Annotated in this window: 16 protein-coding genes; 10 read left to right on the plus strand and 6 right to left on the minus strand. The window is 66.6% G+C overall.

Annotated elements, in window-relative coordinates; translation table 11 throughout:
* The first annotated feature begins 30 nt into the window (after nucleotides 1–30).
* Genes QOJ24_RS23250 through QOJ24_RS23260 form a run of 3 tightly spaced genes read left to right on the plus strand, consistent with a single transcriptional unit; the run spans nucleotide 31 to nucleotide 3386 of the window.
* Nucleotides 31–1062: a 6-phosphofructokinase gene (locus QOJ24_RS23250; RefSeq protein ID WP_526265575.1), complete on the plus strand. Its 1032-nt coding sequence runs from the start codon at nucleotides 31–33 to the stop codon at nucleotides 1060–1062.
* 21 nt (nucleotides 1063–1083) lie between these two features.
* Entirely contained in the window at nucleotides 1084–2589 is a 1506-nt protein-coding gene (gatB, locus tag QOJ24_RS23255) for an Asp-tRNA(Asn)/Glu-tRNA(Gln) amidotransferase subunit GatB (protein ID WP_526265577.1), read from the plus strand.
* Entirely contained in the window at nucleotides 2589–3386 is a 798-nt protein-coding gene (locus QOJ24_RS23260) for a ketosteroid isomerase family protein (protein ID WP_526265579.1), read from the plus strand. The genes gatB and QOJ24_RS23260 overlap by 1 nt, the downstream gene beginning before the upstream one ends.
* Before the next feature lie 64 nt (nucleotides 3387–3450).
* On the opposite strand, the gene QOJ24_RS23265 is transcribed toward QOJ24_RS23260, so the two are convergent.
* Nucleotides 3451–4572, minus strand: coding sequence for a PQQ-dependent sugar dehydrogenase (locus QOJ24_RS23265; RefSeq protein WP_526265581.1), 1122 nt, complete (start codon nucleotides 4570–4572; stop codon nucleotides 3451–3453).
* A gap of 137 nt (nucleotides 4573–4709) precedes the next feature.
* Between QOJ24_RS23265 and QOJ24_RS23270 the strand changes: the two genes are divergently transcribed.
* Nucleotides 4710–5513 (plus strand): DoxX family protein, encoded by an 804-nt coding sequence (locus QOJ24_RS23270; RefSeq protein WP_526265583.1) that lies wholly within the window; start codon nucleotides 4710–4712, stop codon nucleotides 5511–5513.
* 5 nt (nucleotides 5514–5518) lie between these two features.
* On the opposite strand, the gene QOJ24_RS23275 is transcribed toward QOJ24_RS23270, so the two are convergent.
* Nucleotides 5519–5857, minus strand: a complete 339-nt coding sequence (locus tag QOJ24_RS23275; protein WP_526265636.1) for a PH domain-containing protein — start codon at nucleotides 5855–5857, stop codon at nucleotides 5519–5521.
* Between the two features lie 374 nt (nucleotides 5858–6231).
* On the opposite strand from QOJ24_RS23275, the gene QOJ24_RS23280 reads away from it, so the two are divergent.
* From QOJ24_RS23280 to ilvC, 3 genes are read left to right on the plus strand one after another with little or no spacing between them, the layout of a single operon-like run.
* Nucleotides 6232–8067, plus strand: coding sequence for an acetolactate synthase large subunit (locus tag QOJ24_RS23280; RefSeq protein ID WP_526265638.1), 1836 nt, complete (start codon nucleotides 6232–6234; stop codon nucleotides 8065–8067).
* The gene (gene ilvN / locus QOJ24_RS23285; RefSeq protein WP_526265585.1) at nucleotides 8064–8576 is read left to right on the plus strand and encodes an acetolactate synthase small subunit; all 513 of its coding nucleotides are present in this window, start codon (nucleotides 8064–8066) and stop codon (nucleotides 8574–8576) included. Before QOJ24_RS23280 ends, ilvN begins: the two co-directional genes overlap by 4 nt.
* 30 nt (nucleotides 8577–8606) lie before the next feature.
* Nucleotides 8607–9620: a ketol-acid reductoisomerase gene (ilvC, locus tag QOJ24_RS23290; RefSeq protein ID WP_526265587.1), complete on the plus strand. Its 1014-nt coding sequence runs from the start codon at nucleotides 8607–8609 to the stop codon at nucleotides 9618–9620.
* Nucleotides 9621–9677: 57 nt separating this feature from the next.
* Here ilvC and QOJ24_RS23295 read toward each other — a convergent pair whose 3' ends face one another.
* Together QOJ24_RS23295 and QOJ24_RS23300 are read right to left on the minus strand one after the other, a co-directional pair.
* Nucleotides 9678–10139, minus strand: coding sequence for a phosphoribosyltransferase (locus QOJ24_RS23295; RefSeq protein WP_526265589.1), 462 nt, complete (start codon nucleotides 10137–10139; stop codon nucleotides 9678–9680).
* Entirely contained in the window at nucleotides 10136–11566 is a 1431-nt protein-coding gene (locus QOJ24_RS23300; protein ID WP_526265591.1) for a phytoene desaturase family protein, read from the minus strand. Before QOJ24_RS23300 ends, QOJ24_RS23295 begins: the two co-directional genes overlap by 4 nt.
* Nucleotides 11567–11596: 30 nt before the next feature.
* Between QOJ24_RS23300 and serA the strand changes: the two genes are divergently transcribed.
* The 3 genes from serA (at nucleotide 11597) to QOJ24_RS23315 (ending at nucleotide 14815) form a co-directional block, all read left to right on the plus strand.
* The gene (gene serA / locus QOJ24_RS23305) at nucleotides 11597–13183 is read left to right on the plus strand and encodes a phosphoglycerate dehydrogenase (protein ID WP_526265593.1); all 1587 of its coding nucleotides are present in this window, start codon (nucleotides 11597–11599) and stop codon (nucleotides 13181–13183) included.
* The gene (locus QOJ24_RS23310; RefSeq protein ID WP_526265595.1) at nucleotides 13180–14190 is read left to right on the plus strand and encodes a 3-isopropylmalate dehydrogenase; all 1011 of its coding nucleotides are present in this window, start codon (nucleotides 13180–13182) and stop codon (nucleotides 14188–14190) included. The genes serA and QOJ24_RS23310 overlap by 4 nt, the downstream gene beginning before the upstream one ends.
* Before the next feature lie 205 nt (nucleotides 14191–14395).
* Entirely contained in the window at nucleotides 14396–14815 is a 420-nt protein-coding gene (locus QOJ24_RS23315; RefSeq protein WP_526265597.1) for a hemerythrin domain-containing protein, read from the plus strand.
* Here QOJ24_RS23315 and QOJ24_RS23320 read toward each other — a convergent pair.
* Together QOJ24_RS23320 and QOJ24_RS23325 are read right to left on the minus strand one after the other, a co-directional pair.
* Entirely contained in the window at nucleotides 14734–15051 is a 318-nt protein-coding gene (locus QOJ24_RS23320) for a DUF4333 domain-containing protein (protein WP_526265599.1), read from the minus strand. The two genes, QOJ24_RS23315 and QOJ24_RS23320, sit on opposite strands and share 82 nt — an antisense overlap.
* 68 nt (nucleotides 15052–15119) lie before the next feature.
* On the minus strand, nucleotides 15120–16319 hold the full coding sequence (locus QOJ24_RS23325) for an MFS transporter (RefSeq protein WP_526265601.1): 1200 nt from the start codon (nucleotides 16317–16319) through the stop codon (nucleotides 15120–15122).
* Nucleotides 16320–16371: the final 52 nt, after the last annotated feature.

The following is a 16371-nucleotide window of genomic DNA, read 5'->3' on the forward strand; positions in this document are numbered from 1 at the left end:
AGCGGCCGGTTACCGGGCAAGATAGGCACCATGCGTATCGGAATCCTGACCGGCGGCGGCGATTGTCCTGGCCTGAACGCGGTGATACGGGCGGTGGTCCGCACCTGCGACGTGCGGTACGGCTCCTCGGTGGTGGGCTTCCTCGACGGTTGGCGGGGCCTGCTCGAGGACCGTCGCATCCAGCTTCGCAACGACGACCGCAACGACCGGCTGCTCGCCAAGGGCGGCACGATGCTCGGCACGGCGCGGGTGCACCCCGACAAGCTGAGGGCGGGCCTCGAGCAGATCCAGCAGACGCTGGACGACAACGGGATCGACGTGCTGATCCCGATCGGCGGCGAGGGCACCCTGACGGCGGCACACTGGCTCTCCGAGGAAAACGTTCCCGTCGTCGGTGTGCCCAAGACCATCGACAACGACATCGACTGCACCGATGTCACGTTCGGCCACGACACCGCGTTGGGTGTCGCCAGTGAGGCCATCGATCGGCTGCACAGCACGGCCGAGTCACATCAGCGGGTGATGCTCGTCGAGGTGATGGGGCGGCACGCAGGCTGGATCGCGCTGAATGCGGGCCTGGCTTCCGGCGCCCACATGACGCTGATTCCCGAGCAGCCGTTCGACGTCGAGGAAGTGTGCAGGCTGATCAAGCAGCGCTTCGTGCGCGGCGACGCGCATTTCATCTGTGTGGTCGCCGAGGGTGCCAAACCGGCCGAGGGCTCGATGAAGTTGCGCGAAGGCGGTATTGACGAGTTCGGGCATGAGAAGTTCACCGGCGTCGCCCAGCAGCTGGCCTACGAGGTCGAGAAGCGGATCAACAAAGAGGTGCGTGTCACCGTTCTGGGGCACGTGCAGCGCGGCGGCACACCGACCCCGTATGACCGTGTGCTCGCCACCCGCTTCGGTGTCAACGCCGCCGACGCCGCCCACGCGGGCGAATACGGCACGATGGTGTCGCTGCGCGGACAGGAGATCGGCCGCGTCCCGCTCGCCGATGCCGTCCGCCAGCTGAAACTGGTGCCGCAGAGCCGGTACGACGACGCCGCGGAATTCTTCGGCTGACCTGTCCCTAGGATCGAATCCATGACCGCTACCTCAACGGCCGACCTGGTCGACTACGACGACGTCGTCGCACGTTTCGACCCGGTCCTCGGCCTCGAGGTGCACGTCGAGCTGTCGACGGCGACCAAGATGTTCTGCGGCTGCGCCAACCGTTTCGGTGCTGAGCCCAACACCCAGGTGTGTCCGGTGTGCCTGGGCCTGCCCGGCTCGCTGCCGGTGCTCAACCAGGTCGCCGTCGAGTCGGCGATGCGCATCGGGCTCGCGCTGAACTGCGAGATTGTGTCGTGGTGCCGGTTCGCCAGGAAAAACTACTTCTACCCCGACATGCCGAAGAACTACCAGATATCGCAGTATGACGAGCCGATCGCGATCAACGGTTATCTCGACGTTCCTCTCGATGACGGCACCACCTGGCGGGTTGCCATCGAGCGCGCGCACATGGAGGAGGACACCGGCAAGCTCACCCATCTCGGCAGTGATACCGGCCGGATCGAGGGTGCGACCACATCGCTCATCGACTACAACCGGGCCGGGGTGCCGCTGATCGAGATCGTCACCAAGCCCATCGAGGGCACCGGTGAACGCGCACCCGAGATCGCCCGCGCCTATGTCACCGCACTGCGGGACATGTTGCGCGCGTTGGGCGTTTCCGATGTACGGATGGACCAGGGTTCGATGCGGTGCGACTCGAACGTGTCTCTCAAGCCGAAAGGTGCCACCGAATTCGGCACCCGCACGGAGACCAAGAACGTGAACTCGCTGAAGAGCGTGGAGGTCGCCGTCCGCTACGAGATGCGCAGGCAGGCAGCCGTGCTGGACTCCGGCGCCAAGGTTCACCAGGAGACCAGGCACTTCCACGAGGACGGCTACACATCACCGGGCCGCAGCAAGGAGACCGCGGAGGACTATCGCTACTTTCCCGAACCGGACCTGGAGCCGATCGCACCCGATGCCGACTTCGTCGAGAAGTTGCGGGAGAGCATTCCGGAGTATCCCTGGTTGCAGCGCAATCGCATTCAGCAGGAATGGGGCATCTCCGACGAGGTGATGCGTGACTTGGTGAACGCGGGCGCCATCGACCTGGTGGCCGCGACCGTCGAACAGGGTGCATCCAGCGAGGCGGCCAGGGCCTGGTGGGGAAACTTCCTCGTGCAGAAGGCGAACGAGGCGGGCATCGAGCTCGACGGGCTGAACATCACGCCCGCGCAGGTGGCCGCGGTTGTCGTGCTCGTCGACAAGGGCAAGCTGTCCAACAAGCTGGCCCGCGGGGTCATCGAGGGCGTACTCGCAGGCGAGGGCGAGCCCGACGAGGTGATGAAGGCGCGCGGCCTGGAGCTGGTCCGTGACGACTCGCTGATCCAGTCGGCAGTAGACGACGCGTTGGCTGCCAATCCCGATGTGGCAGAGAAGATTCGCGGCGGCAAGATCCAGGCCGCGGGTGCCATCGTCGGTGCCGTGATGAAGGCGACGAAGGGTCAGGCCGACGCGGCGCGCGTGCGCGAGCTGGTGCTGGCAGCCTGCACCTAGTGGCAGCGGTCGACGCTGAACTCATTGCGGCGGTGGAGCGCTCGCCTGCGGCAACCGATGCACACGATCGCTTCGGCTGGGTGGCGATATTCACCGAAGATGCGCGCGTCGAGGACCCGTACGGATCGCAACCCCACGTAGGGCACGAGGAGATCGGCCGGTTCTACGACACGTTCATCGCTCCGCGCCAGGTCATCTTTCATCGTGATGTCGACGTGACGGTCGGCGCCGCGGTGGTGCGCGACCTGAAGCTGGAAATCGTGATGGCTCCCGACGTTGTGCTGCACGTGCCGATGCATCTGCGTTATGACCTCCGGGAGTCCGACGGGGATTGGGCCGTTGCGCGATTGCGCGCACACTGGGAGCTGCCGGCGATGATGATCCCATTGCTGGCGCACGGGGTGAAGTCGCTGCCGCCGTCCCTGCGGCTGGTCCGCGAACTGCTTCGCAACCAGGGGATCGATGGCAGCGTCGGGTATCTGAAGGGTTTTCGGCGGCCCGGCAGGCGTGCCAGGCAACAGGTCGCGACGCTTCTCGACGCTGCTGTCGCGGGTGACCAGCTCTCCGCGAGGCGGGCGCTGTCCGACGGTGCCCTCGTGAGCCTCGGTGAAGACGCGCCATTCGCGCTCGGCCAGTTCGTCGACAGCGTTCGAGGCGGGCGGTGGTCCAAGATGATCGCCACGGGCGACACTGTCAGCGCATCGGTCCACACTCCGTCCGGACGCGGTGTGGCCTTTTGTGAAATCGCCCGCGCGACAAAGAAAGTCATTCGTATCCGCTATTTCGGTGCCGCCTGACCCCCGTCGGCCCGCAGCGACAGGGCCACCCTGCGACGTGGATGCGCCGGCAGGTGCCAGGTGGCTAGGTGTTGTCGGCGTTGCTGCGCGGGAAGCCGCCGCCCGACGGGAACACCGGGAACACGACGTCGTCGAGTTTCTCCGGGTCGCCTGTCGTCTTGTTGACCGTCGCCCCCCACACGTTTCCGTCCGGTGAGGTCTGCAGGGCCCAGGCGTGGCCGTGCACGTCCTGGCGGACCACCTCCGGTTCGCCGGTCACCGAGCCGGTGTCGGGCGCCAGCCGCACCGCCACCGTCTGCTTGGTGTTGATGAGGTTGACCAGCACCGTGCCGTCCAGCGCTGCGCAGCCCGCCACGCCGGGCTTATCGGGCCAGGTCCATACGGTGGAGACCTTCGAGTCCTTGGTGATGCGCTGCAGCCGGTCGGCAGTCGGCGTGCGATCGGTGATGTAGAGCGAGCCGTCCGACGGATCGACGCACAGGCCCCCGCCCGACCCCAACCCGCTCAGCGCCGTGGTCTGTGGCGCCTGGTTGACCGTGGTGGGCTGCTCGATCCGGAGCACCTTTCCCGCCGGTGAGGCCGGGTCGGCCGCCAAAGCGGGGTCGCCGGCGTCGCCGGTGAGAACGGCCAGAGTGGTGGGGCTGGTGAACTGGAGAGCGCCCATATTGCCGGTCGCACCCTTGGGGATGCCGGTGAATATCGGCTTGGGGATGTCGTCGTCGGCGATGCGAACCACGCGGTTGTCGGTGGGCGTGCTGATGTAGGCGTACATCAGCCGGTCCTGCGAATACGTCGGCGACAGCACGATGTCCATCAGCCCGCCGTCACCGCTGCCGTCGACCGGAATCGTGGTCTTGAGCTTCGGTTCCGCCTTGACAGAGACCTCTTTGACGGCGCCGGTCACGCGCTCGGCGACCAGCGCCGACTGGCTGTCGGGCAGCATGATCAGCCCGCTGGTGCTTTCCAGGCAGCCCTGCATGACCCCGGGCGCCGGGCACTCCTTGGGGAACGGCTTCGGCGGCAGCGGAGGGGGTGGCGGCGGCGTCGAACTGGGCCCCGCCTGCGCCTCGGGCTTCGTGGTGAACGGCTGCGACTGGGCGCTGTCGAATCGCGCGCACCCCGACACCGCGAGCAACGTCGCACACGACAACGCGACGACGCATCGCAGCGGCCCGCGCAGTCTCATGCTCGTCAGGTTACGGATTGTTCCGCGGAACGCGCCACGCCGGTGCTGTCGTGCGGGCCCTGACGACCCGCGAACACGGGGCGCGAAGCGCCGCGCCAATCCGCGATTCACCGATCATCAGCACTTACCCTGAGCTGGTGACCAGTAATCCCAATTGGCAGCGGCCCGACGACCTGGGCCGACCCGCGTCGGCAAGCCTGGTCGACCCCGAGGACGACCTACCCTCCTCGAATTACGCCGGTGATTTCGAAACCACCGCCATTCCGAACTACAAGACCGGCTCCCAGCCCGGGTACGGCCTGATCGGCGAGCCGGAGCCGTTGCCGTACGCGCAGGCAGGCGACAGCCACCCCATGGGGACCTACGCCCAACCCGCCGACATCACCCCGGGCTACGACGACCCCCAGTCAGACGGCAGGCGCGGCACCCAGGATCTCGGTCTGATGCTGCTCCGCTGGGCCGTCGGCGCGTTGATGGTCGGCCATGGGCTGCAGAAGGCCTTCGGCTGGTGGGGCGGACCCGGGCTGAACGGCTTCGAGGACTCGCTGACCTCGATGGGCTTCAAGTACGCCGACATGCTGACCTATATCGCGACCGGCGCCCAGATTCTGGCTGGTGTGCTCCTGATCCTGGGTCTCTTCACGCCGCTGGCCGCCGCGGGCGCGCTGGCATACCTGCTCAACGGCCTGCTGGTGGAAGCGACCGCGGCCCACCAAGAGGCCCGGCTGTCGGATTTCCTGACCGACGGACACGAGTACAAGGTGATTCTGGTCGCCGCGGTCGTCGCGATCATCCTCGCCGGTCCGGGCCGGTACGGGCTCGACGCGGGCCGAGGCTGGGCTCGTCGACCGTTCGTCGGTTCCTTCGCCGCGCTGCTGATCGGTATCGGGGGCGGCATCGCGCTGTGGGTGTTCCTCAACGGAGCCAACCCGCTGGGCTGAGATGCTCAGTCGTACGGATTGGGCACTCGGCCCGCGCTGACCTCGGTCAGCTGCGGCAACGTCGCGAAGGTCACCGCGGGAAGTCGCAGCTCGCCGCCCTCCTTGAGTTGAGCCCGCGCCCAGGAACCCTTGTCGAAGCGAAGGCCCTCGATGTCCTGCCAGCGCACGGTTCGGTTGCCGAGCAGGCCGCGCGCGGTCACGGTGTCGCCGTCGGCGACGGTGCGCAGACGCACGATCATGGCCGACAGAAGCACGGGAATGATCAGCAGCGGAGCGGCCCATGTCGCGCCCATCACCACCGCCAGCATGCCCAGCAGCAGAAAACCGACCGCAACGTGCGCCATCGGGGAAATCCGGAGCACGACCGGCTCGACAGGTACCGACGGGGGTTGCGAAGTCACCCAGCCATCGTCCCATTGCGCCGCACGCAACAAGGAATTTGACGGCTGACCAGTGCGGAGACTACGGTCATCTGTTGTGCAGAAGCTTGGCTTGCTCGTAGTAATTGGGTTGCGCGTTGATACCGCGCTAGCCCCCACTCGGGCATAGTCACAAGTATCAACGCGCAACCCTCGTACAGCGGCCACGCTGACGGGGGTTTTTTGTTGCCCCAGCAGTGATCTGAGAGTCCACAACAAAATCGAAGACAAATGAGGACACCGTGAGCGCACCAACCACACGACCCCCGGACCGGTCGGCGAACCCGCCGTACGGGGATTTGGTCGAAGCCAACGCTGCGCAATCCGCGGCGAAGGTGGCCGGCCCCGGCCCGTCAAGCCAGCCCAAGAAGGTTGCCCCGCAACAACTCACCGGAGCACAGTCGGTGATCCGGTCGTTGGAGGAGCTCGACGTAGAAATCATCTTCGGCATCCCCGGCGGAGCCGTGTTGCCGGTCTATGACCCGCTTTTCGACTCGCAGAAGCTCCGTCACGTCCTCGTCCGCCACGAGCAGGGCGCGGGACATGCGGCCAGTGGATACGCTCACGCGACCGGCAAGGTCGGTGTGTGCATGGCGACGTCGGGCCCCGGGGCCACCAACCTGGTGACGCCGCTCGCCGACGCGCACATGGACTCGATTCCGGTGGTCGCGGTGACGGGCCAGGTCGGGCGCGCCCTGATCGGCACCGACGCCTTCCAGGAAGCCGACATCTCGGGCATCACGATGCCGATCACGAAGCACAACTTCCTGGTGCGCAGCGGTGACGACATCCCTCGGGTGATGGCCGAGGCGTTCCACATCGCCCGCTCGGGACGTCCCGGTCCCGTGCTGGTCGACATTCCCAAGGACGTGCTGCAGGGGCAGTGCACGTTCAGTTGGCCGCCGAAGTTCGAGCTGCCGGGCTACAAGCCGAACACCAAGCCGCACAACCGGCAGATCCGCGAGGCCGCCAAGCTCATTGCGGCGTCCCGCAAGCCGGTCCTCTATGTCGGCGGTGGCGTGATCCGTGGTGAAGCGACCGACCAGCTGATGGATCTGGCAGAGCTGACCGGCATCCCGGTGGTCACCACGCTGATGGCGCGTGGGGCATTCCCCGACAGCCACCCGCAGAACCTGGGCATGCCGGGCATGCACGGCACGGTCGCCGCGGTGGCCGCGCTGCAGCGCAGCGATCTCCTGGTCGCACTGGGCACCCGGTTCGACGACCGGGTGACGGGCAAGCTGGACTCGTTCGCGCCGGAGGCCAAGGTCATTCACGCCGATATCGACCCCGCCGAGATCGGCAAGAACCGCAACGCCGACGTCCCCATCGTCGGTGACGTCAAAGCCGTCATCACCGATCTGATCGAGGCGCTGCGCCGCGACGGGACGGCCGCCGGGAACATCACGATGGACAACTGGTGGGAGTACCTGCGCGGTGTGCAGTCGACGTTCCCGCTGAGCTACGGGCCGCAGAGTGACGGCAGCCTGTCGCCGGAGTACGTGATCGAACAGCTGGGCAAGATCGCCGGCCCCGACGCGGTGTACGTCGCAGGCGTTGGGCAGCACCAGATGTGGGCTGCGCAGTTCATCAAGTACGAGAACCCGCGCACGTGGCTGAACTCGGGTGGCCTGGGCACCATGGGCTACGCGGTTCCCGCCGCGATGGGCGCGAAGTTCGCGCGTCCGGATGCCGAGGTGTGGGCGATCGACGGCGACGGCTGCTTCCAGATGACCAACCAGGAGTTGGCCACCTGCGCAGTCGAGGGCGCCCCGATCAAGGTCGCCATCATCAACAACGGCAACCTGGGCATGGTGCGTCAATGGCAGACACTCTTCTACGGCGAGCGGTACAGCCAGACGGACCTGTCCACACACAGCCATCGCATTCCCGATTTCGTCAAGCTGGCGGAGGCTCTTGGCTGCGTCGGATTGCGTTGTGAGCGCGCCGAAGACGTCGTGGACGTGATCAACCAGGCGCGCGCCATCAACGACCGGCCGGTGGTGATCGACTTCGTCGTCGGCGCCGACGCACAGGTGTGGCCCATGGTGGCCGCGGGCACGAGCAACGACGAGATTCAGGCCGCGCGCGGAATCCGACCGTTGTTCGACGATCCCGAGGAGGGGCACGCATGAGTAACGCCGCCCCAACGCACACCCTGTCGGTGCTCGTCGAGGACAAGCCCGGTGTGCTCGCCCGCGTGGCGTCGCTGTTCTCGCGGCGCGGCTACAACATTCAGTCGCTCGCGGTCGGCGCCACCGAGCAGAAGGACATGTCACGGATGACCATCGTGGTCAGCGTCGACGAGTCGCCACTTGAACAGATCACCAAACAGCTCAACAAGCTGATCAACGTGATCAAGATCGTGGAGCAGGACGAGGACAACAATGTGTCGCGCGAACTAGCACTGGTCAAGGTTCGCGCCGACGCCTCCACTCGCGGCCAGGTGATCGAAGCGGTGAACCTGTTCCGCGCCAAGGTCGTCGACGTGTCGACGGAGTCGTTGACGATCGAGGCGACCGGTACGCCCGCAAAGCTGGAAGCATTTCTGCGAGTGCTGGAGCCGTACGGTATCCGCGAGCTCGCGCAGTCCGGAGTGGTGTCGCTGTCGCGCGGTCCGCGCGGCATCGGCACCGTCAAGTAGCCCGAATCAGTTCACAGAGAAGGAAATACAGTGGCAGTAGAGATGTTCTATGACGACGATGCGGACCTGTCGATCATCCAGGGGCGCAAGGTCGGCGTCATCGGCTATGGCAGCCAGGGCCACGCGCACTCGCTGAGCCTGCGCGATTCGGGCGTTGAGGTGAAGGTCGGGCTGAAGGAAGGCTCGAAATCCCGGGCGAAGGTCACCGACCAGGGCCTTGAGGTGGACACCCCCGCCGAGGTCGCCAAGTGGGCCGACGTCATCATGCTGCTGGCACCCGACACCGCGCAGGCCGACATCTTCAAAAACGACATCGAGCCGAACCTCGAGGACGGCAATGCGCTGTTCTTCGGTCACGGCCTCAACATCCATTTCGACCTGATCAAGCCGCCCGCCAACATCACCATCGGAATGGTCGCGCCGAAGGGCCCGGGCCACCTGGTGCGCAGGCAGTTCGTCGACGGCAAGGGTGTGCCGTGTCTCGTCGCCGTCGAGCAGGATCCCAAGGGCGAGGGCCAGGCGCTCACGCTGTCCTACGCCAAGGGCATCGGCGGCACCCGTGCCGGTGTCATCAAGACCACGTTCAAGGACGAGACCGAGACCGACCTGTTCGGCGAGCAGGCCGTTTTGTGCGGCGGCACCGAGGAACTGGTGAAGACCGGCTTCGACGTGATGGTGGAGGCCGGGTACGCGCCCGAGTTGGCGTACTTCGAGGTGCTGCACGAGCTGAAGCTGATCGTCGACCTGATGTACGAGGGCGGCATCGCCAGGATGAACTACTCGGTGTCCGACACCGCCGAGTTCGGCGGCTATCTGTCGGGTCCGCGGATCATCGACGCCGACACCAAGAAGCGGATGGAGCAGATCCTCTCCGAGATCCAGGACGGCACCTTCGTCAAGAAGCTGGTGGCCAACGTGGAGGGCGGCAACAAGCAGCTCGAGGATCTACGCAAGCAGAATGCCGAGCACCCGATCGAGGTGACCGGCAAGAAGCTGCGCGACCTGATGAGCTGGGTCGACCGCCCCATCACCGAAACCGCGTGATCGCGATTTCGGCGCGCTAACGTGCGCTGGGCGTCGATTAGCGCGCCGAAATCGCGGTCAGTCCGGGGCCGACCACGGGAAGTCGATCCAGCGGTCGGTGTGGCGCCAGACGTACTCGCAGTCCACGCTGGACTGCGGCTTCTGGTACAGCACCGCGCACCGGGCGTCGGCGACATGGTCGGCGCAGAAGTCGCGCACCAGACGCAACGTCTCGCCGGTGTCGGCGACGTCGTCGGCGATCAACACGCGTGCGCCGGCAAGGTCGACGGTGTTGGGTACGGGCGGAAGCACAACCGGCACATCCAGGCGCTGATCCACCCCGGTGTAGAACTCCACGTTCATCACGGCGACGTTCTTCACGCTCAACGCGTAGCCGAGCGCGCCCGCGACGAACAGTCCACCGCGTGCGACGGCGAGGATGAGATCGGGCGCGAAGCCGTCTGCTACCACGCTGGCCGCCAATTCGTCTGCGGCCGAACCGAACAGCGCCCACGGCAGCACTTCGCGGTCAGCGGTCATGGCGCCAGCTTCGGCAGTTGCCTGATACCGAACTCTTTGCGCAACACCGTGCGCGTGGCGTAGTAGCCGGCCATGCCGTGCACGCCGCCACCCGGCGGTGTGGCCGATGAGCACAGGTACACCTTGGGAAGCGGGGTGGCCCACGGGTCGAGCCGCGGTGTCGGACCCGCCATTGCGTGATAGAGCGTGTTGCCGCCGACGCCGATGTCGCCGCCGATGTAGTTGGCGTTGTGATCGGCAAGCCGAGCGGCAGGCACGCTGCGCGCAGCGACCACGATGTCGCGGAAACCCGGCGCGAAGCGCTCGAAAGCGGCTGTCACGGCCTCGGTTTGATCGATCGTTGAACCCGAAGGCACATGCGCGTAGGTCCACAGCGGCCGTCGGCCCGCCGCGTCGACGCGGCTGGGGTCAGCGAGGTGCGGCAGGGCGGCGAGGATCATCGGCCATTCTGGGTGCCTGCCCGCGGCCGCCTCGCGCTCGGCGTTGGCCATCTGTGCCCGCGTGCCGCCCATGTGCAACGTCGTCGCGCGAGCCAGTCTGTTGTCCTGCCAGGGGATCTCATCCGACAACACGAAATCGACCTTCGCCACGCCCGGGCCGAACCGGTAGCGTCGCAACGCTTTTGCATATCGGTCCGGAATGGCGTCGCGGTAAATCGACAGCAGCGCGGTTGGTGCCGTGTCGTACAGCACGACTCCGCTTGGTGGCTCGGTGATCTCGTGGCCTGCGGTGACTGTGCCGCCGTGGGCGCGCAGGTCGGCCAACAGGGCATCGGGGATCGCCTGGCTGCCGCCGACGGGAATCGGCCAGCCCACGGTGTGGGCCAGGGTGGCCAGCATCAGGCCCGCTCCCGCCGAGACGAACGACGGCATCGTCGAGATGGTGTGCGCGGCAACGCCAGTGAAGAGCGCACGGGCGTCCTCGCCACGAAGCAGACCCCAGGCCGGGCTGCCCTGGGCCAGCACACGCAGACCGGCTCGCAGTGTGGTCGCCAAGTCCGGCGGCAGGGACCGCTTGTCGCCGAGGAAGAATCCCAACGCGCCGTCGCTGTGGCGTGCCAGCGGGCCCAAGAGACGCCGCCACGATGAGCCGACCTCGAGCTCCGCGCAGGTGCGCTCCAGGTCGTGGTAGCCGATCGCGGCCGGCCGGCCCGGTAGCGGGTTTCCGTAGGAGATTTCGGGAACGGACAGTTGCACACCGCGGGCGGGCAGGTCGAACTCCGCCAGAAAGGGTGATGCCAGCGCCAGCGGGTGCACGGCTGAGCAGATGTCGTGAACCACGCCGGAGTATTCCGGGTCGGGCAGGGTGCGCGCGCCGCCGCCCAGCGTCGGCTGGCCCTCGAACACCTGCACCGACAAGCCGGCTCTTGCGCAGATGACAGCGGCAGCCAAGCCGTTGGGTCCACTACCGACGACGGTCACGTCCACCCCGCAATTGAAGCCCATTAGGCTGGCCGGGTGAGTCTCCCCGTCGTACTAATTGCCGACAAACTGGCCGAATCCACCGTGGCAGCGCTCGGTGACCAGGTAGAGGTCCGCTGGGTGGACGGTCCCGATCGCGAAAAGCTGCTGGCCGCCGTGCCTGAGGCCGACGCGCTGCTGGTCCGCTCCGCAACCAACGTCGACGCCGAGGTGCTGGCCGCCGCGCCCAAGCTCAAGATCGTCGCGCGGGCCGGGGTCGGCCTGGACAACGTGGATGTCGACGCCGCCACCGCGCGCGGCGTGCTGGTGGTCAACGCGCCGACGTCGAACATTCACAGCGCCGCTGAGCACGCGCTCGCGCTGATGCTGGCCGCCGCGCGCCAGATCGCGCCCGCCGACGCCTCGCTGCGCGAACACACCTGGAAGCGGTCGTCGTTCTCGGGCACCGAGATCTTCGGCAAGACGGTCGGCGTAGTGGGGCTCGGACGAATCGGGCAACTAGTCGCCCAGCGCATCGCCGCGTTCGGCACGCACATCCTGGCCTACGACCCGTATGTGTCGTCCGCCCGCGCCGCGCAGCTCGGCATCGAACTCGTGACCCTCGACGAGCTGCTGTCGCGGTCGGACTTCATCTCCGTGCACCTGCCGAAGACGCCGGAGACCGCGGGCCTCATCGGCAAGGAGGCGTTGGCCAAGACCAAGCCGGGGGTCATCATCGTCAACGCCGCGCGCGGCGGGCTCGTCGACGAAGAGGCGCTTGCCGAAGCGGTTTCCAGCGGCCATGTCCGCGGCGCGGGCCTCGATGTGTTCGCCAGCGAGCCGACGACCGACAGTCCGCTCTTCGACCTTCCGCAGGTTGTTGTCACCCCGCACCTCGGCGCATCGACCGCCGAGGCCCAGGACCGCGCCGGCACCGACGTCGCCAAAAGCGTGAAGCTCGCGCTGGCCGGTGAGTTCGTGCCCGACGCCGTGAACGTCGGCGGCGGCGTCGTCGGCGAAGAGGTGGCGCCGTGGCTGGACCTGGTGCGAAAGCTCGGCCTGCTGATCGGCGTGCTCTCGGCCGAGCTGCCGGTGTCGATCTCGGTTCAGGTGCGCGGCGAGCTCGCCGCGGAAGACGTTGAGGTGCTCCGGCTTTCGGCGTTGCGCGGGTTGTTCTCCTCGGTGATCGAGGATCCGGTGACCTTCGTCAACGCACCCGCGTTGGCCGCCGAGCGCGGCGTCGAGGCGAGCATCAGCACCGCCACCGAGAGCCCCAATCACCGCAGCGTCGTCGACGTGCGTGCCGTCTGCTCAGACGGACAGGTCGCCAATGTGGCAGGTACGTTGTCGGGTCCTCAGCAGGTCGAGAAGGTCGTCGCGATCAACGGCCGCAACTTCGATCTGCGCGCCGAGGGCATCAACCTCATCATCAACTACGACGATCAACCGGGAACGCTCGGCAAGATCGGCACGCTGCTCGGCTCGGCGGGGGTCAACATCCACGCGGCACAGCTCAGCGAGGACGCCGAGGGTGAGAGCGCGACCATTCTGATGCGGATCGACAGGGACGTCCCTGCGGATGTGCGTGCGGCGATCGCCGACGCCGTCGGCGCCAACCTGCTGGAAGTGGTGGACCTGTCGTGAAATTGGCGGTGATTGCCGGCGACGGTATCGGACCTGAGGTCGTCGGCGAGGCGCTCAAGGTGCTCGACGTGGTGCTGCCCGGCGTCGAGAAGACGGAGTACGACCTCGGCGCCCGGCGCTACCACGCGACGGGGGAGACGCTGCCCGATGGTGTCGTCGACGAACTGAAGGGCCATGACGCGATTCTGTTGGGCGCCATCGGTGATCCTTCCGTGCCCAGCGGTGTGCTCGAGCGCGGATTGCTGCTGACATTGCGCTTCCAACTCGACCACCACGTGAATCACCGTCCATCCCGGCTATATCCGGGTGTCGACAGCCCGCTATCCGGAAATCCGTCGATCGATTTCGTCGTTGTGCGGGAGGGAACCGAGGGTCCCTACACCGGCACCGGTGGCGTCATCCGCGTCGGCACACCACACGAGGTGGCTACCGAGGTCAGCCTGAACACGGCGTTCGGCGTCGAGCGCGTGGTCCGCTACGCGTTCGCGCTGGCCGGTACGCGACGCAAGCACCTGACGCTGGTGCACAAGACGAACGTGCTGACCTACGCGGGCAGGCTGTGGTCGCGGGTGGTCGACGAAGTGGGCTCGGACTATCCCGACATCGAAGTCGCCTATCAGCACATCGACGCGGCCACCATCCATATGGTGACCGATCCGGGCCGGTTCGACGTCATCGTCACCGACAACCTGTTCGGCGACATCATCACGGATCTCGCCGCTGCGGTGTCCGGCGGTATCGGGCTGGCGGCCAGCGGCAATATCGACGCCACCCGCGTGAATCCGTCGATGTTCGAGCCGGTGCACGGAAGCGCACCAGACATCGCGGGTCAAGGTATCGCAGACCCCACCGCCGCGATCACATCCGTGGCCTTGCTTCTGTCGCATGTCGGTGAGGCCGACGCCGCGGCACGTGTCGACAAGGCCGTCCAGCAACACCTGGCCACCCGTGGCGACGCGAAGTTGTCGACGACGGAGGTCAGCGAGCGGATCATCGCCGGGCTTTAGATACCGAAGCGCCGAGCGTGTGGGATACGGAAATCGGTCGGATCACCTAATAAGACCCACGCTCCACGCGCTGTCGATACGATCGCGGCCTCGTCATAGTCACCAGTCGGGAGGGCCGATGCCGAGCGACGCCGTGGACATGCTCGTCGTTCACCGTTGTCTTTCGCCGCGAGTTTCGCACCACCATCACGCGGCGGAGGACGACATGGTCTGGCCCAAGCTGAGATCGAGAGCGCCTGCCCACCAGGCGGATGTCGAGCGGATGGAAGAGGAGCACACTGAGGTCGCAGCCGTGACCGTCCATGTCAGGTCTCTTCTGCCGACGTGGACGAAATCAGCCGAAGCAGCACTGACCGAACAACTCTCGGCTGCCTCAGTGGAGCTGTCGGCACCTGACGCAGCAGGAGTGGGCAGCGGCCGTCAAGCAGGCCGCCTCTTTCATCTCCGTTCGCAACCTGCGGCTGGGAATCGTGCTCGGCGGCCTTGTTCTCGACGGTGCATCCGACGACGAGCGGCGAAAGATCCTGTCGGGCTAGCGCCGCACTACTGCGGCTTGTCGTCGACCTTGAGATCGAACTTCACATCGGTGCCGTCGACCTTCGTCACGTTGACACCCACGCCGTAGGTCTCGCCGCCGTCGTTGAGGGTGCAGCGCGTCGTGGCACCGACCTCCCCCTTGAGGTCATCGGGGCACTCGACGGATTCCGGCGCGCGCCCCACCTGCTTTGTGAGCTGGGCCGAGATCTCCTTCGCGAGATCCTTCTTGTCCACCGACACGCTGCTACCCGCGGAGAAGGAGCAGGCTGCAGCCGTTGCCACCGCCGCAGCGGCCCACACCACCGAACCGAAAAGTCGCCGCATCGCGGGTACCTCCTTGTTGCGAATGTTTGCGGAGCACTCTGCCACACCGTGTCCGGGGCTCGGGCGGCTTAGCCGTGATCGCCAACCAGTGGATCGGCATCGACTGGAACGAGCGGTATCGCGATCAGCGGGAAGAGCGCGCACACCGCGAAGGCCGCCGCATAACCTGCGACCCCGATCAACGCGCCGAACAACGGTGGTGCGACACCGGCGGTCAGCAGTTGGCTGGTGTTCTGGGTGCCCAGTGCGCGCCCGCTCCAGAACGGGCCCGCGATCTCGGCGATCGCGGTGAACGCTAATCCGTTGTCGGACACGGTGATCACCGATGCGACGATCACCATCGCGACGCTGATCGGCGAGCCCAGCCAGTCGGTCACCGCCAACAGGCCCATCGCGGCGGCGGCCGACAGCGCGATGACGCGGATCGGCTTCAGCCGCGAGCCCGCGACGTCCGACCACCGGCCTGCGGCGATCCGGCCCGCGGCGCCGAGTACCTGCGCAAGCGTCACCAGCAGGCCTGCCGAGCCCGCCGACCAGCCGCGCTCAGCCATCAACCAGACCAGCGTGAACGTCCACACCACCACCTGCGGCGCGACCAGAAGAACGGACACCGCATGGATGCGCCACAGTGTCGACGAGCCCCGGTACGGGTTGGAGAGTTCATGCTCGGTGGCTTCCGCACGCGCAGGCCGTGGCGGATCCTTCACGGCGAACGCGCACACCACGGCGGAAAGTGCGCACACCACGGCGGGAAACAACAGTGCGGCCGACACGCCGTAGTTCTCCGCCAGCCGCGGAATCACCAACGCGCCCAATCCCACTCCCAGCGGCTGGGCCGTCTGCCGGATTCCCATGACCAGGCCGCGCTGTTGCGGTGGGAACCAACCCACCACCAACCGGCCACTGGCACTGTTGCTGCTCGCCGCCGCCATTCCACCGAGAAGCAGAAACGCTCCCACTGCGACCAACGAGTGCACGGATGCCGCCGCGAACGCCGCGGCCGCAGTCAGCGCCGAGCCGACCGCCAGCACGATCCGTTCGCCTATCCGGTCGACGACATAGCCCCACGCGATCAGGGTGAACACCATGCCGAAACTCGGCATCGACGACAGCAGGCCTGCCTTGGCCAGGTCGAGTCCGCGTTCGATGTGCAGGGTCGGAATCAGGAATGCCGCGCCGTTGATGAACACATTCGCGAACAACGTCGTCGTTAACGCGATCGCGAGCATCGACCAGCGCCGCACGGTGCCGATGGTCTCCACCGTCATGCAAATTATCGTCGCACAATCGTCTCAGCATATTGAACTTCGGTCTCAAGAT

The organism is Mycobacterium sp. (assembly GCF_032159775.1).
Taxonomy (GTDB): domain Bacteria; phylum Actinomycetota; class Actinomycetes; order Mycobacteriales; family Mycobacteriaceae; genus Mycobacterium.

What these genes read in the sequence shown, in the direction of transcription:
- QOJ24_RS23250 (WP_526265575.1), top strand. Translation starts at nt 31, where the DNA reads ATGCGTATCGGAATCCTGACCGGCGGCGGCGATTGTCCTGGCCTGAAC.
- gatB (WP_526265577.1), top strand. Translation starts at nt 1,084, where the DNA reads ATGACCGCTACCTCAACGGCCGACCTGGTCGACTACGACGACGTCGTC.
- QOJ24_RS23265 (WP_526265581.1), bottom strand. Translation starts at nt 4,572, where the DNA reads ATGAGACTGCGCGGGCCGCTGCGATGCGTCGTCGCGTTGTCGTGTGCG.
- QOJ24_RS23275 (WP_526265636.1), bottom strand. Translation starts at nt 5,857, where the DNA reads ATGGCGCACGTTGCGGTCGGTTTTCTGCTGCTGGGCATGCTGGCGGTG.
- ilvN (WP_526265585.1), top strand. Translation starts at nt 8,064, where the DNA reads ATGAGTAACGCCGCCCCAACGCACACCCTGTCGGTGCTCGTCGAGGAC.
- QOJ24_RS23295 (WP_526265589.1), bottom strand. Translation starts at nt 10,139, where the DNA reads ATGACCGCTGACCGCGAAGTGCTGCCGTGGGCGCTGTTCGGTTCGGCC.
- QOJ24_RS23315 (WP_526265597.1), top strand. Translation starts at nt 14,396, where the DNA reads ATGGTCTGGCCCAAGCTGAGATCGAGAGCGCCTGCCCACCAGGCGGAT.
- QOJ24_RS23320 (WP_526265599.1), bottom strand. Translation starts at nt 15,051, where the DNA reads ATGCGGCGACTTTTCGGTTCGGTGGTGTGGGCCGCTGCGGCGGTGGCA.
- QOJ24_RS23325 (WP_526265601.1), bottom strand. Translation starts at nt 16,319, where the DNA reads ATGACGGTGGAGACCATCGGCACCGTGCGGCGCTGGTCGATGCTCGCG.